Below are 14,829 nucleotides of genomic sequence, written 5' to 3' on the forward strand. Positions count from 1 at the left end.
GGCGGAGGAGTTGGTGGACCACGTCGTCCTGCGGCCGGCCGACTGGGGGCCGGAGTTCGTGCCACAGGCTGTGGCCGAGAGCCGGCCCCGCACCGTCGCCGTGCTGGACGGGAAGTGCCGGTGGCAGCGTGAGCCGTTGCCCGCGGGGGTGTGGGCATCACTGTCCCGGTACGCCGAACTGCCCGGCCGGGACGGGAAGGGCACGGTCCGTGTGACCGCCGTGGCGACCGTCCACACCTCCGAACTCGGCGCCGACGAGCAGTTGTCGACCACCCTTGAGGAGGTGCTGCGCTGCCGCGAACAGGAGATCCGGCCCGGTGAACGACTGACGGAGCTCGGATCGACCGGAACGCCCTTCGGCCTGCGGGGCCAGCAATGGGCGGACGACAACGTCTACGAACGGGGCATGTACGTCACCCGCGAAGGAGCCCACCCCTATGTCTGGAGCGTCGCGCGGGTCGGGACCGTCACCGTCGGAGTGTCCGTGAAAGGGGCGGCGGGCCATACCGCCGAGGAGCTGAACCGCTGGGTCACCCAGTCACTTCCCCAGATGACCGGGCGTGTCAAGACGCGTACGGGCAAGGAGGGGTGATGGACGCGCTGTGTGGATCCGACCCCGCGCGCATCGCGGGGCACCGACTGCTCGGCCGGCTCGGAGCGGGAGGCATGGGCGTCGTCTACCTTGCGCGTACTCCGGGCGGAGCCCTGGTGGCGCTCAAGGTCATCCAGGGCGAATACGCCGATGACACCGGCTTCCGGGACCGGTTCCGGCGGGAGGTGGAGGTCGCCCGGCGGGTCACCAGCCGTTGGTCGGTAAGCCTGGCCGACGCGGATCCGGATGCCGCCGAGCCCTGGCTGGCCACCGAGTTCGTGCCCGGGCCGTCGCTCGCCGAGGCCGTCGCGCTGCACGGGCCGCTCCCGTCGCACGGGCTGCGGGTGCTCGGGGCCCGTCTGGCCGAAGCGCTCGACGACCTCCATGCCGCCGGGCTCGTCCACCGGGACCTCAAGCCCGGCAACGTGCTCCTGGCTCACGACGGGCCGCGGCTCATCGACTTCGGGATCGCCCGGGCTCCCGAGGACACCTCACTCACGGCCACCGGGGTCGTGGTGGGTACGCCCGGTTATCTGGCGCCCGAGCAGGCCGGCGGCCGGGACGTACCGGTGGTCGGCCCGGCCGGTGACGTGTTCTCCCTCGGGTGCGTCCTCATGTACGCAGCGACCGGCAGGGCCCCCTTCGGTGGCGGACCCGTCGACGCTCTGCTGTACCGGACCGTGCACGACTTCCCGGACACCGACGGCGTTCCGGAGGAAGTGGCCGGTGTGGTCGGCGGCTGCCTGGAGAAGGATCCGCGGCACCGCCCGACCGCCGCGGAGGTGCACCACGCCCTGGCGGAGGGCGGGCGCGCCGCGGAGGGTCCCGTCCGGTGGCTCGCCGAACCGGTACTCCGGCTCATCGCCGAGCGTTCGGCCCACGCGCTGGCGCTGCCCGGGATCGACGACACCGAGGTGTCGGAGGGGGCCGTCGGCGATGACGCCGCCGGTAGCGGGGGTGAACGTGTCCCGCCGGGCGCCGGGCACGCCGATCCGGCCGACGCGGACGGGGCCCCGGCCGGCGGGCCGGGTTCCACGACGGGACGCCGGCGGTTCCTGGCGCTGGCAGGAGGGGCGGCCCTGGTGGTGGCGGGGGGTGGAACGGCGCTGTGGGCGGCCCTCGACCGCGAGGGCCCCGCACCGGCCGGACATCCACGCCGCTCGCCCTGCACGCTCGCGCTGCACGCCGACCTGAGCGGCGGGGACAAGGCCACCGGCCTGGCTCAGGAGCGCGGGCTGCGGCTCGCGGTGGAGCGGTTCAACGCCCGCCGGAACCGTCCGTACACACTCGCCGTCAGGGCAGAGGACGACGGCGGCGATCCACGAGCCGCGCTCCGCGTGGCGAAGACGCTGGCGGCGGATCCCACGGTGCTCGCCGTCGTGGGCCCCACCACCGACACCACCGCGGAGGCCTCCCTGGTGGCGTACGACACGGCTCTGGTTCCGGTGGTCGCCGTCTCCCCCGGATCGATCGCCCTCGCCCTCCAGGGGTACCGCTCCTTCCTGCACGCCCGCGTCCCCGACAGTCTTCTGGCGTTCTACCTCAACGTCCACCTGCGGGGGTCCGCCGGGTCGCGGCGGGTCGGGATCGTCGACGACCGCGCGGCCGACGACCACGCCTGGGAGATCAGCAGCACCCTCAGCAAGGTGCTGCACCGGGACGGACATCCGCAAGTACCGGAAGTCGTCAGCGCCTTGCGCAGCGACTTCCGCCCGCCCGTGGACGCCCTGCTGGCGGCAGGTGCCGACTCGGTCGTCTTCGCCGGTTACCCCGACCGAGCGGCGCTGATCGCCAAGGTCCTCCATGACCGCCGCTTCGCCGGGGCACGCGTCTCCGCCCACCCGCTCCTCGGTGAACGGTTCCTCACCGCGGCCGGCCGGGCCGCCGAGGGATGGGTCGCGGTGGCCCCGGCCGCCGACCCCGCGCTCCTGCCGGCCGGGGCGGCGTTCACCGCCGCGCACCGGCGGCGCTTCGGGGCGGTGCCCGCGCGGTACTCCGTCGAGGCGTACGACGTCACGAACATGCTGCTCGCCGGTCTGGAGCGGCTGGGCCGCGCCCGCCCGACCCGCGCCGCCCTGCTGGCCGCCGTACGCGGCACGCCGTACCAGGGCATCACCAAGAAGTTCGCCTTCCGCGCGAAGACGGGTGAGTTCGTCATCGGCGCCGACAACGGCGTGTTCCGGTGGCGGGTCGAACGGGGCGCCTTCCGGTGCCACGGCCCGGCTCCGGTCTCGGTCCCCTCCTGATGCGTCCGCTGCGTCCGGGCGACCCGGCCGGGGCGGGCCCGTTCCGCGTTCTCGCCCGGCTGGGGGCGGGCGGCATGGGTGTCGTGTACCTGGCTCGATCACCGTCCGGCGTGGTCGCGGCGGTCAAGGTCATCCATGCCGCTCACGTCGGGGACGCGGCCTTCCGGGCACGGTTCCGTCGCGAGGCCGACGCCGCCCGGGGGGTGGTCAGCCCCTGGGTGGCGCCGTTGCTGGACGCGGACCCGGACGCGCGGGAGCCATGGCTGGCGACCGCTTTCGTGCCCGGCCCGTCCCTCGCCGAGGCCGTCGGTCTCCACGGGCCGCTGCCGCACTCCACCGTGCGGTTCCTGGGCGCCCGGCTGGCCGAGGCGCTGGAGGCGGTGCACCGGGCCGGCCTGGTCCACCGCGACGTCAAGCCGGGCAACATCCTGCTCGGCGTGGACGGCCCCCGTCTGATCGACTTCGGCATCGCCCGCTCCGCCGACGCCACGGCCCTCACCTCCAGCGGCATGGTCGTCGGTTCACCGGGCTTCCTCTCCCCGGAGCAGGCCCAGGCCCGGCCCGCGGAGATCGGCCCGCCCAGCGATGTGTTCTCCCTGGGCTGCGTGCTGGCCTACGCCGCCGCCGGTGTACGTCCTTTCGGCGGCGGGCTCGCTGCCGCCGCGCTGCTGCGCACGGTGACCGAGCAACCCGACCTCGACGGTGTACCGGGTGAGCTGACGCCCCTGCTCAGAGCCTGTCTCGCCAAGCAGCCGCAGCATCGGCCCGGTCCAGCAGCCGTGCGCGCCGCCCTCGGCGGAATTCAGGACGCCGCCGGGCCGTGGCTCCCCGAACCGGTCGTCCGCCTCATCGCCGACAGGTCGGCGCAGGTTCTGCGCATCGCCGCCGCCGGCGGGACGACCGAGGTTTCGCCCCCGCCCCCGAAGGCCCGCCTGTCGGACGCCGAGACGGTGACCGCGGTGCCCATCGGCACCGGACTGCCGGGCATACCCACCCGCCGGCGCTTCCTCGCACTCGGCTCGGCCGCTGGGGCCGCCGCAGCGGGCGCAGGCGCACTGTGGTGGGTCCGGACGCGGCCCGGTACCTCTGGGGCGGAAAGGGACGCCGCACAGGACCGGCCGGTGCTGACGCTGGCTCTTCACGGGGATCTGTCGGGGGCGGCCGCAGCAGCTGGACAGGCGCAGCGGAACGGGGCACGTATCGCCGTCGATGACGTGAACGCCCGGCGCTCCACACCTTTCCGGCTCGCCCTGACCGTCCATGACGACGGGGGCGTCCCGTCCCGCGCGGCCGGTGTCGCCCGGCGGCTCGTCGACGACGCCTCCGTGCGGGCGGTGGTGGGGCCGACCACCGACGCCTGCGCGCTCGCCGCCGTGCTGACGTACCACGAGGCGTCGCTGCCCACGGTGGCCGTGTCACCGGGTGTGGACGCCAACAGAAGGATCGTCGAGGACGTCAACCCCCGTGCGTACATTCCCGGTCGCGTTCATGACCAGCTGATGGCGGTCCCCTGCATCACCCATCTGAGCCGCACCGTCGGTGCGCGCCGGGTGGTGCTTCTCGATGACCGGGCACAGGGCGACCTGAGCTGGAACATCTGCCGGCAGGTCGCCACGGCCCTGCGGAACGCCGGCCGCACAGCCACGGTCAGGGCCGTCGGACGGGCGATGAACGCCGGGGCCCTCGCCGCAGAGGTGAAGGCCGCCCGCGCCGACGCTCTGCTGTTCACCGGAGACGAGCTGCGCGCCGCCGCCCTCGCACGGGCCCTCGCGTCGACGGGATACACCGGCGCACGGATGGGCATCCGGCAGGGCTTCGGCCCGCGGTTCCTGCGCACGGCGGGCGTCACCGCGGAGGGCTGGGTGTTCACCACGCCGTTCGTCGAGGCCGCCCGCACACCTGCCGCCAGTGAGTTCACCACCACCTACCGCGGGAAGTTCGGGACGATGCCCCCCCGGTGGGCCGCGGAGGCGTACGACGCGGTTCGCTTCATCGCCGATGCCATGACGAACGGCCGGACGCCCGTCACGGACAGGGGTTCCATCATCCGGCGCGCACAGGAGATCCGCTACCAGGGCATCACCCGGACGCTCTCCTACTCCGTGGTCGACGGAGGGGCCTACGACAAGGAGGGCCTCTTCCTCCATCAAGTACGGGGCGGGACCTTCACGTTCCTCGGGCAGTACGCGAGAAGCCGGCTCAGCAAGGGCTGAATCCTTCCGGGCGTTCGCCGGGTGGGCATAAGGGCTTCGCCGATGCCGATGCCGGTCACGAGGGCATGACCCGGTCCGCCTGGCGGCCGGCCAGTGCCACTGCCGGCAGCTCCCGGGCAAAGACCGCCTTGCCTCCGGATCCGCCCGCAGCGTTCCCTGGCACGTCGGAATCGCGTGAAGGCGGTGGCGGCCGGCCTCGTGGCTTGTCATCGAGTGGCGGTCGCACCGTACTGGGCGGCTGCCCGGCAACAGCTGGACGCCGTACGGGCGCAGCACGCCCGCACGTTCCTGGAAGGGGGAGTCGAGGCGCTGCTGGCTGCTCTCAGCCCTCCGCTGGTGCGCTGGTGCGCACCCGTGCTGGAGATTCGCCACCCGCGCCCCGTCGAGGTCCATCTGGGCGGCAGAGGGCTGATCCTGGTGCCGACGCTGTTCTCCTGGCGTGCGTTCAGCCTGCTGTACGACCCTGGCGACGACGCGGCGGCGCCGCGGCTCACCGTACCCGCCGTGACCGACCCGGTGACGGGTGCCGCGCTGTGGCACCCCGCGGGCCCACCGACCGCGGATCCCCTGGGCGCCCTGCTCGGGCGCACCCGGGCCGCCGCGCTGCGCGTGGCCGCCGACGGGTGCAGCACCACTGAACTGGCCGCGCGGCTCGGTGTCTCCCAGGCGGCCGCCAGCCAGCACACCAAGGCGCTGCGCGACGCACGCCTCATCACCACCAGCCGGCGTGGTGGTTCCGTGCTGCACCTGGCCACTGCCCTGGGCCGGGAACTGCTGGCCGGGAACCGATAGCGCCGCGCGCAGCGTGGACGCCTGGCCTTAAGCCATGGCTTAAGGCCGTGGCCGCCGGTGCCGGCAGCCCGGAACATTCATGGTGTTCGCGCGTCCCGGGGTGGTGGATGCCACCGCCTGAAGGTGCGCCCGGCCTCCGCGGCCCGGCAGACCGCCGGGGCGTGAGAGGTGCGGTGAACGGACTCGCGGGCGGGTGGTGCGTCGATGCGCAGCCCGGCCGGGCCGTCTTCGGAAAGCCGCAGCAATCGGTAGTCCATCAACGAGGAGTCCTCAGATGAAGGCAAGCAAGCCCATGCGCTCAGTCATGATCGCCGGCGTCCTGGCGTTGGCCACACTGACCACCGGCCAGACCGCGCAGGCGGTTCCGAGCAGCACGAACGCCACGTGCCCCTCCAATGCGATCTGCCTTTGGACGGGCGTGTCCCACAGCGGCGCTCAGTACAACTGGACGGGCGGATACAAGGACCTGCCCGCGGCCTGGCGCGACCACTCGTATTCCTTCATCGCGAACCGGTCCGGTGCCTTCATCGACTGGAGTGGCGGGCAGAAGGTCTGCCGCTCGGTCAGCAGGGGCCACTACGCCGCCCGGTACGACACCGGATTCGGCAAGAAGATCGACGCCGTCGCCGACACCTGCTGAGGCAGGATCGGGCGGCCCGGCCTCCCCGCTCCACGACGTCCACCAGGGCCGGGCGGCCATGATCCCACCTGGCCCGGGCACCGGGACCGGGCATGTTCCGGTCGTGGAGCGGCGAAGGCGCCGGACGTGAGCGCGGCGCACGCGGTGTCGGTCACCGTGTGCGCCGCGTCGGCCTGCGGGGCGGCCCGCCGCGAAGGGCTCGGGTCAGAGGAAGTGCCCGCTGGCCAGATAGGGCGCGGGGGCGGTCATGCCGCGGACGGCGAGATAGCCCTCCTGGCCGAGGTCCAGACGGGCGGCGAGCCCGACGTCGACGGCCCAGTGATTGGCCGTGGTGATGCAGTTGACCAGGGTGTCCCCCTCGGAGGACGCCAAGGCCTCCCACAGCAGTCCCTGCGCGGCCTCCTCGTCGGCCGCGGCGAGCAGCACGGCGCGTCCCCGCCCGTCGATGTACGCGTACCCCGGCTTGACCTTCACGTCGCGTGACACGACCAGCCGCAAGGTGCGCAGCATGTAGGCGTGATCCGGGCCGTGGCCGGCGCCGCGCAGTTCCTCGTCCAGCCGGTCCATCCACTCCAGGTCGGACGCCTCGCCGTCCCGGAGGCCGCCGACCGCGGGAAGCGTGGATCGGTCGACGGTGCCGACCATGCGCATCTGCGGGTGGAGGGTGAAGCCCGCCAGCCGGTAGCGCCGGGTCGCCCCGGGATGGACGGTCGAGGAGAACATGCCCCGGCGGCCGCCCGCGTGCGCCAGGACGGCGTCCATCAGCCGCTTGCCGATGCCCTTCCCCTGCCGGCCGGTGAGAACGCCGTACGTGGCCAGGTACCAGAGCTCCCCGCGGTTCTGCGAGATGGCGAACCCGACGACTTCCTCGTCCCGCTCCACCGCCACCCAGCAGCCCCCGGGGTCCTCGGCGAGGAAGTGACCCATGCGCTCGATCCACTGCTCCGACTGCGCCGCCGAGCGCGGTTCGATCTCGGGTTCGCTGACTCTTCTGCTCCGCCGGTCCGCATCGTGGAAGGTCACCGCCGACACTCGTTCCGCCGGCCTGAGGTCTTCCTCGCGCATCGGTCGCACTCGCACTGAGTCCACGTGTTCCAACATATCGTCAGTTCCTGTGTTCCAGGCTCACGTTGGCGCCTGCCCCGAGCAGTCAGGTCGCCGCCTCCCGGGTGGCGGGGACGCTTTCCGCCCCGCAGACCCGCCAGCGCCTCGACCGGTCCGCACCACGCCCCGGCGGCCGGTGGGGCGCCGCACGCTGTCCGCGCCGCGTGGCGGGCTCCCTCGACCGCCGTACGCCCCGTTCCGTCCAGCCGTCGATGATGAACATCCCGCCGACCTACGTCGATCCGTCGGCCGGGTAGGCGGTGATCCGGGCGGTCGGCGGACGGGCCCTGCACTCCGGCCGGGGCGCCTGGGGCCGTGAGCGCGCCACAGGACGCCGCCCTGCCGGCGGAGGACCGGATCCCGGCCGCCGCGCCGCAGCACCTCCGGTGTGAGGCGCACGTCGTACGGGCCGGCGGAGCCAAGCGGCGAGCGCCGTGGCGCCGCCAGGGCACGAGGGGGGCTGTGCCAGGGTCGTAATGGACGGTACATTTGACCTTTGAAACACGATGTTCTGAAACGTGGGAAGCCGTAGGGGGTGGCCCCGACGGCTGCGGGCAGCCATCGGTGATCCCGCGCCGCAGGAAGGAAAGCCATGAGCGCCACGCTGGCCGACGAGATCCGCACCAGGCTCGGCGAGCTGAGCCCGGCGGAGCGCAAGGTCGCGCGCGTTCTGCTCGCGGGCTATCCGGCAGCGGTCTTCGAGACCGTCGCAACCATCGCGGAGCGGGCCGGCGTGTCGGCGCCCACGGTGCTGAGGTGTGCTTCGCGGCTGGGTTTCCGGGGCTTCCCCGATCTGCAGGCGGCTCTCCGCTCGGAGCTGGACGCCCGCAACGCCTCGCCGATCACCCTCTACACGCCCGCGGAATCGTCGGAGCGGGCGCGGGAGGGGGCTCCACGGGACTCCGCGGCGGCGCATCTGGGCGAGCGGGCCGTGCTGGTGCAGCAGGCCGTCGCCCAGACCTTCGACGAGGTGGCCGCGCACGAGTTCGAGGACGCGGTGGGCCTCCTCGGCGATCCTCGGCGCCGGGTGCATGTGGCCGGGGGACGGTTCACCCACCTCATGGCCGAGTACCTGGGCATGCACCTGATGCAGTTCCGCGACCAGGTGAGCCTTCTGCCGCACAGGGACGTGGAACGGACGTCCTTCCTGACGCAGCTCGCCCGGCGTGACGTCACCGTACTGTTCGACTACCGGCGGTACGAGGCCGACAAGACCCTCATCGCCGAACTGACCCGGGAGCGGGGCGGCAAGGTCATCGTGTTCACCGACCCGTGGCTCTCCCCCGCCGCCGCCCACGCCGACGTCGTGCTCATCACGCAGGTCTCCTCGGACTCCCCGTACGACAGCCTGGTCCCGGCCCTGGCGGTCGTGGAGTCGCTCGTCGCCGCCGTCCTCGACCGGATCGGCGGCGACGGTCACGAGCGGATGAAGAAGGCCGAGAGCATCGCCCGCCGCACCGGCCTGCTGTAGCACGGGGGCCGCTCACGGCGGTGGGCGGCGTGAGGGCCGGGCGCCTGTGGGGTGCCGGCACCCCGGTACCGGCGTCCGTGTACGGGAACGGTCGCGGCGCTCCCGCGTCCGGCGGCCGGGCAGGTGGGTGTCGTGGCCGCCGGGCCGTGAACCGGTGGCGGCGCGCGAGGTGGCGAGCCGGCCCGTTCCGGGAGGCCGGCCCGCCGCTTCGCCGGTCACTTCGCCGTGATGTCGATCCGCAGGGAGACGAGAGTCCCGGCGCCGGCGCCGTCTGCGGTGAAGGCGGCGAATCCACGCGCCTTGGTGAGGGTGACCGTGAACCGCGGTCCGGTCTCGAAGGTGGTCGCCGTCGCGCTGTTCTGCGCCCGGGTCGCGGCGAGGGCGCGGGCGGTGGTGCGGAGGGAGTAGGGGGTGCCGTCGGGGTTGGCGGCCGAGTGGAAGACGTCGTTGTTGGCCGGCACGGGGTTCGTGGCGGTGGGGGTCAGGCGCTGCTTGTCCGGGTGGACCCGAGGCGTCCAGGTGTGTGCGTCGTACTGGTCCTTGTCGGTGAGGTAGCTGTACCGGGCCTTGCGGAGGGACCAGGCTCCCGCCGACTCGTGGGCGCGGGCGCCGCGCAGGTCGAGGACGGCGACGCCGGTCGGGCCGAGGACGGTCATACGTTCGTAGCGGGTGCCTGGCCGGTCGACCACCAGGGCGGTGTTCTCCTCCAGGGCGTAGACGCGGTCGTGGCCGGTGTCGGAGGCGAGACGCAGTGCCCGGCCCTCGCGGCCGTAGGCCCCGGTGTGGGTGTCGATGAGTCCGGAGCGCAGGAAGCCGAAGCCGCCCCGGGGGATGTAGCCGAGTCTGGCCGGGTCGTCGAAGTAGCCGGGCGCGCTGCCGTCCCGGAGTCCCTCGTAGGACTCTCCGCCGCTGACCATGTCGGGGCCGGAGGCGATCTGCGCGCCGGCGGAGGACCCGGACACGACGGCGCCGCGGGCGAGCTTGGCACGGATGGCGGCGAGCACCTTGGAGTCAGTGTGTTCCTCGCCGCGCAGGAGGGTGGTGACGTAGCGGTACTGGTCACCGCCGCCGAAGAAGAATCCGCTCATGGACTCGACCTGTGCGACGACGGAGTCCGAGTCGGCGTTGGCCACGTGGTCGATGTCGAGTGGTATCCACTGGGCGTCCGCGGCGCCGTGCCGCTTGAAGAGGTCGGCGTAATAGGCGCCGTTGCAGGCCGAGTTGCTGCACCGGGCGGGATCGCCGGCGTGGGGGTCCTGGCTCTCGGGCACGGAGGCGGCGGTGATGACGCCGATGCGGGCCTTCGGGCCGCCGGCCCGCTTGATGATCTCGCCGTAGACCTGGGTGTTGTTCTCCTTCAGGGCTCCGCCGATCAGGACGAGGGATCCTGCGTGGTTCCGGGCGGGCCGGGGGTCGGCACTCGCGGCGGACGCACCGGCGAGGAGGGCCGCGGCGATGCCGCAGGCGAGGACGGTGCGGCGTGCGGGAGCGGAAGGGACGCGCATGGTGCCTCCGGGTCGGGAGAGTGGGTGGGGTGTTCGTACGGCCGGGGCGGCGGACGGCGGTGGCCGCCGCGGGTGCGGCTGGGGTGATCGGGACGGGGCGGTGGAGGGAAGCGCCCCACCTCCCGGAAGCGCGGCTTCCGTTCAGCAGGGGGCTTCCTCACGGAAGCGGGGGCTCCCTCTCCAGGCGCCGACCGCTTTCAGTGGGTGCCGATGTCGCCGAGGGAGATGATCAGAGCGGCGAGCAGGGCGATGCGCTGGGGGACGCTGGTGGTGTCGAGCCACTCCTGGGGCGTGTGGTCGGCGCCTCCGACGGGTCCCAGGCCGTCCAGGACCGGGACTCCCGCTCCCGCGATGAGGTTGGCGTCCCCCACACCGCCGGTCGCGGCGGCGCCGATGTCGATCCCGGCCGAGCGGGCCGCGCGCCGTGCGAGGCCGAACATGCGCCGGGAGGCCGGGGTGTCCTCCATGGGCGGGCAGAGGTCGAGCTGTTCCACCTCGACGGTGACGCCGGGGACGCCCGGGTGGTCGGCGGCTTCCTGGATGGCCCGGGTGACGCGCCGGATGTCGGCCGTGGTGGCGGCCCGTACCTCGATGCGCAGTTCCGCCTGGGGGCACACGATGTTGGCGCGGGTGCCGGCGCGTACGACACCGACGTTGACGGTGACGTCGTCCCAGTGGCCGTTGAGGGCCTGGAGTGCGACGGTGAGGTGGGCGGCGGCGAGGGCCGCGTTGGCGCCGCGCTCCGGTTCGATGCCGGCGTGGGCCGCCCGGCCGGTGACGGTGAGGCGGAAGTCGGCGACGCCCTTGCGGGCGATGACGAGGTCGCCGTTCTCGCGGGCGCATTCGAGCCCGAGACCGTAGTGCATTCCCTTGGCGGTGCTCTCGATCAGCGCGCGGCTGGCGGGCGATCCGATCTCCTCGTCGGGGGTGGCGAGGAAGACCAGCTCGTCGTAGGCGTCGGCGCCCAGTTCGCCGAGCATCTCCAGCGCGGTGAGGCCGGCGAGCAGGCCGCCCTTGTCGTCGCTGACGCCGGGGCCGTGCGCCGTGGACCCGTCGAGACGGAAGGGACGGCCGGCGGCGGTGCCGTCCTCGAAGACGGTGTCCATGTGCCCGGCGAGGATGATCCTCCGGCCGCCCGCCGACTCGGGAAGCGCACCGCGCCGTCGGCCGACGAGTGCGTCGCCGGTCCGGCGGCCGTCCGGCGCGGGCGGGAAGCGGACGCGTTCGACGTCGAACCCGATGAGTTCGAGACGGCGCTCGACCCAGTCGGCGACCGCGTTCACGCCCGTGGCGCTGTAGGAGCCGGAGTCGATGCAGACGAGCTGCTCGAGGTCGTGGAGGTAGCGGGAGCGGCGGGCTCGGGCCAGGCCGAGGAGGCGCTCGGGACTCGCCGGTCGGCGGGTGGGGGCGCTCACAGGACCTTGGACAGGAACGCGCGGGTGCGCTCCTGCTCCGGGTCGACGAGCACGCGGCGGGGGTCCCCCGCTTCCACGACGACGCCTTCGTCCATGAAGACGGCGGTGTCGCCGACCTCGCGGGCGAAGCCGATCTCGTGGGTGACGACGACCATGGTCATGCCGTCGGCGGCGAGTTGCCGCATGACGTCCAGGACGTCCCCGACGAGTTCGGGGTCGAGCGCGGACGTGGGCTCGTCGAACAGCATGAGCTTGGGTTTCATGGCGAGTGCGCGCGCGATGGCGACACGCTGCTGCTGTCCGCCGGACAGCTGGGCGGGGTAGTGACGGGCGCGGTCGCCGAGGCCGACCCGGTCGAGCAGGGCGTGGGCCTGCTCCCGGGCGTCGTTCCGGGAGACCGCGGCGACCTTGACGGGGGCCTCCATGACGTTCTCGACGGCGGTCATGTGCGGGAACAGGTTGAACCGCTGGAAGACCATGCCGATGTCGCGACGGCGGTCGGCGACCTCGCGCTCGCGCAGTTCATGGAGCTTGTTGCCCTGCTGGCGGTATCCGACGAGTTCTCCGTCGACGGTGAGCCGGCCGCCGTCGACCTTGTCGAGGTGGTTGATGCAGCGCAGGAAGGTGGACTTGCCCGATCCGGAGGGGCCGAGGAGGCAGCAGACCTGGCCGCGTTCCACGGTGAGGTCGATGCCCTTGAGGACCTCGAGTCCGCCGAAGTGCTTGCGGACGCCTTCGGCGCGCACCATGGGGGTGCTCATCGGTTCTGCTCCTTGCTGTTCTTGCCCGGCCGCGCCGTGGTTCCGCCGAGGAGGCGCCGGAAGGCGGAGGCGTGTCCGGCGCGGGTGGTGCCGCGGCCGTAGCGTCGTTCCAGCCACGCCTGGGGAACGCCGAGCAGGGTGACGAGGGCCAGGTACCAGATGCTGGCGACGACCAGCATGGGGATGACCTGGTAGTTCTGGGCGTACACGTCCTGGATGTTGGACATCAGGTCGTGGGCGGAGATGACGGAGACGAGGGCCGTCATCTTCAGCATGTTGATGGTCTCGTTGCCCATCGGCGGGATGATCACCCGCATCGCCTGGGGCAGCACGATCCGGCGCATGGTCAGCGCGGGGCGCATGCCGAGCGAGTGGGCGGCCTCGGCCTGGCCGGGGTCGACGGACTGGATGCCCGCGCGGACGATCTCGGAGGCGTACGCGGCCTCGTTGAGGCCCAGCGCCAGGAGGGCGGCGATGGCCGGCGTCAGCAGGGCGTTCGTCTCCGCCTGGAAGAACGTGATGTCGGTGAAGGGGATGCCGATCTTCACGTACTTGTACAGGGCGGCGGCATAGCCCCAGAAGATGATCTGCACCAGCAGCGGTGTGCCCCGGAAGACCCAGACGAACGCGGTGGCCAGACCGTACAGGACGGGACTGGAGGAGAGCCTCATGACGGCGATCAGCGTGCCGAGCGCCAGGCCGAGGAGCATGGCGGCCGCCGTCAGCCACAGGGTGGTGGCCAGGCCGTCGAAGATGAGGTCGGCGAAGAGGTACTGCCCGACGACGTCCCAGCGGACGTTGTCGTTCTTGGCGAGGGAGCCGATCAGGCCGACGAGGGCCATCAGCGAGGCGACGGCCGCCGTCCAGCGCCCGTAGTTGCGGACGGGGACGATGTCGAGTTCCGTGGCGGGCGGCTGGGCCGTGCCGGCGGGCGTCTGCGGAATCTTGGTCGTGCTGGTCATCCCTAGTCCACCGCCGCGTTCTTGGTGGCCTTCTGGACGGCGATCGAGGCGACCCCGTACTGCTGGTAGATCGCGGTCAGGGTGCCGTCGTCGATGAGCGCCTGCAGCGCCTTCTGGATCGCGTCCGTCAGCTCGGGCAGCTGCTTGCTGACGGCGATGCCGTTGGGCGAGGCGTTGTAGCCGCCGGGTGCGGCGGGGTCCTCGACCAGGTCGAACGCCGCGCCCTTGTCGGCGGTCTTGGCGACCCAGCCCGCGGCGGGCTTGGTCAGGACCTGGGCGACGACCTTGCCGGAGCGCAGGGCCAGTTGGGCGTCGGAGTCCTTGGGGAAGGTCTGGATGTCCATCGTCCCCCTGCCCGCGGCGGAGCAGGTGGCCTGGCGCGTCTTGAGCAGGTCGAGCTGGTTGGTCGCCGCCTGGACGGCGACCTTCTTCCCGCACAGGTCGTTCAGGGTGGTGATCCGGGACGGGTTGCCTTCGGCGACCAGGACCCCGGAGCCGGACCGGGAGTAGTCGACGAAGTCGACGACCTTCTGGCGTTCCTTGTTGTCGGTGATCGCGGACATGGCGACGTCGAACTTGCCCGCCTGGAGAGCGGGCACGATGCCGTCGAACTTCTGGGGCGTGAAGGCGAATCTCACGCCGAGCTTCCCGCCCAGCGCCTGGCCCAGGTCGTAGTCCAGGCCGGTCAGGGCGGGCTCGCCCTCCTTCACGAACATCTCGAACGGCGGGTACGGCACGTCGGTCGCGACGCGCACCTCCCCCGCCTTCTTGATCTTCTCGGGCAGCAGATCGTGCAGCTTCTCGTCCTTCACGATCTCCTCGCCGGCGACGACGACCTTCCCGCCGGACGGAGCGGCGGGTCCATCGCCTCCACAGGCGGTCATAGAGACGAACATGGCCGCCGTGACAGCGGCGGCCGCCGCAGGACGTACGAAGCGAGCGTTCATCGCGTGGAGCCTCTCGGTGATTTTCTGCCGACGGACACTGGCCGCCAGACACTGCTGCGAAGTTACAGAGGAACCCACTCAGTGGCTAGATGTAAGGCCCATTACGTTCACGTAACAGGGCGCGGAGGCTGAATCTCGCCGCCCTTTCGAGCGTTTTGTACTGCTTTGGCGCCTCGATCGA

General features: G+C 72.4%; 12 protein-coding genes. 6 read left to right on the forward strand and 6 right to left on the reverse strand.

All coding sequences use genetic code 11. From position 1 onward, the window contains the following. Positions 1 to 13 precede the first annotated feature (13 nt). The 5 genes from A4V12_RS30740 (at position 14) to A4V12_RS30760 (ending at position 6,483) form a co-directional block, all read left to right on the forward strand. Positions 14 to 592 carry a hypothetical protein gene (locus tag A4V12_RS30740; protein ID WP_234372394.1) on the forward strand — a complete coding sequence of 193 codons (579 nt, stop codon included), beginning with the start codon at positions 14 to 16 and terminating at the stop codon, positions 590 to 592. Further along, positions 592 to 2,838, forward strand: coding sequence for a bifunctional serine/threonine-protein kinase/ABC transporter substrate-binding protein (locus A4V12_RS30745; protein WP_064072751.1), 2,247 nt, complete (start codon positions 592 to 594; stop codon positions 2,836 to 2,838). The genes A4V12_RS30740 and A4V12_RS30745 overlap by 1 nt, the downstream gene beginning before the upstream one ends. Then, positions 2,838 to 5,051, forward strand: a complete 2,214-nt coding sequence (locus A4V12_RS30750; RefSeq protein ID WP_064072909.1) for a bifunctional serine/threonine-protein kinase/ABC transporter substrate-binding protein — start codon at positions 2,838 to 2,840, stop codon at positions 5,049 to 5,051. The genes A4V12_RS30745 and A4V12_RS30750 overlap by 1 nt, the downstream gene beginning before the upstream one ends. Before the next feature lie 213 nt (positions 5,052 to 5,264). Further along, positions 5,265 to 5,843, forward strand: coding sequence for an ArsR/SmtB family transcription factor (locus tag A4V12_RS30755; RefSeq protein ID WP_064072752.1), 579 nt, complete (start codon positions 5,265 to 5,267; stop codon positions 5,841 to 5,843). A 274-nt stretch (positions 5,844 to 6,117) separates the two neighbouring features. After that, complete coding sequence (locus tag A4V12_RS30760) at positions 6,118 to 6,483, forward strand: peptidase inhibitor family I36 protein (RefSeq protein WP_064072753.1); 366 nt, start codon at positions 6,118 to 6,120, stop codon at positions 6,481 to 6,483. Positions 6,484 to 6,687: 204 nt separating this feature from the next. On the opposite strand, the gene A4V12_RS30765 is transcribed toward A4V12_RS30760, so the two are convergent. Further along, positions 6,688 to 7,584 (reverse strand): GNAT family N-acetyltransferase, encoded by an 897-nt coding sequence (locus tag A4V12_RS30765; RefSeq protein WP_350498030.1) that lies wholly within the window; start codon positions 7,582 to 7,584, stop codon positions 6,688 to 6,690. A 595-nt stretch (positions 7,585 to 8,179) separates the two neighbouring features. Between A4V12_RS30765 and A4V12_RS30770 the strand changes: the two genes are divergently transcribed. After that, positions 8,180 to 9,058, forward strand: coding sequence for a MurR/RpiR family transcriptional regulator (locus A4V12_RS30770; protein WP_064072755.1), 879 nt, complete (start codon positions 8,180 to 8,182; stop codon positions 9,056 to 9,058). Positions 9,059 to 9,273: 215 nt separating this feature from the next. Here the strand turns inward: A4V12_RS30770 and A4V12_RS30775 are convergent, their stop codons facing one another. The 5 genes from A4V12_RS30775 to A4V12_RS30795 form a co-directional block, all read right to left on the reverse strand. Continuing rightward, the gene (locus A4V12_RS30775) at positions 9,274 to 10,563 is read right to left on the reverse strand and encodes a cyanophycinase (protein WP_064072756.1); all 1,290 of its coding nucleotides are present in this window, start codon (positions 10,561 to 10,563) and stop codon (positions 9,274 to 9,276) included. 197 nt (positions 10,564 to 10,760) lie between these two features. After that, positions 10,761 to 11,978, reverse strand: a complete 1,218-nt coding sequence (locus A4V12_RS30780; RefSeq protein WP_064072757.1) for a M20 family metallopeptidase — start codon at positions 11,976 to 11,978, stop codon at positions 10,761 to 10,763. Continuing rightward, entirely contained in the window at positions 11,975 to 12,739 is a 765-nt protein-coding gene (locus A4V12_RS30785; RefSeq protein ID WP_064072758.1) for an amino acid ABC transporter ATP-binding protein, read from the reverse strand. Before A4V12_RS30785 ends, A4V12_RS30780 begins: the two co-directional genes overlap by 4 nt. After that, positions 12,736 to 13,701, reverse strand: a complete 966-nt coding sequence (locus A4V12_RS30790; protein ID WP_064072759.1) for an amino acid ABC transporter permease — start codon at positions 13,699 to 13,701, stop codon at positions 12,736 to 12,738. The genes A4V12_RS30785 and A4V12_RS30790 overlap by 4 nt, the downstream gene beginning before the upstream one ends. Before the next feature lie 2 nt (positions 13,702 to 13,703). Continuing rightward, positions 13,704 to 14,585: an ABC transporter substrate-binding protein gene (locus tag A4V12_RS30795; protein ID WP_234372396.1), complete on the reverse strand. Its 882-nt coding sequence runs from the start codon at positions 14,583 to 14,585 to the stop codon at positions 13,704 to 13,706. Between the last annotated feature and the right edge of the window lie 244 nt (positions 14,586 to 14,829).

Source organism: Streptomyces noursei, from assembly GCF_001646665.1.
Taxonomy (GTDB): domain Bacteria; phylum Actinomycetota; class Actinomycetes; order Streptomycetales; family Streptomycetaceae; genus Streptomyces; species Streptomyces lavendulocolor.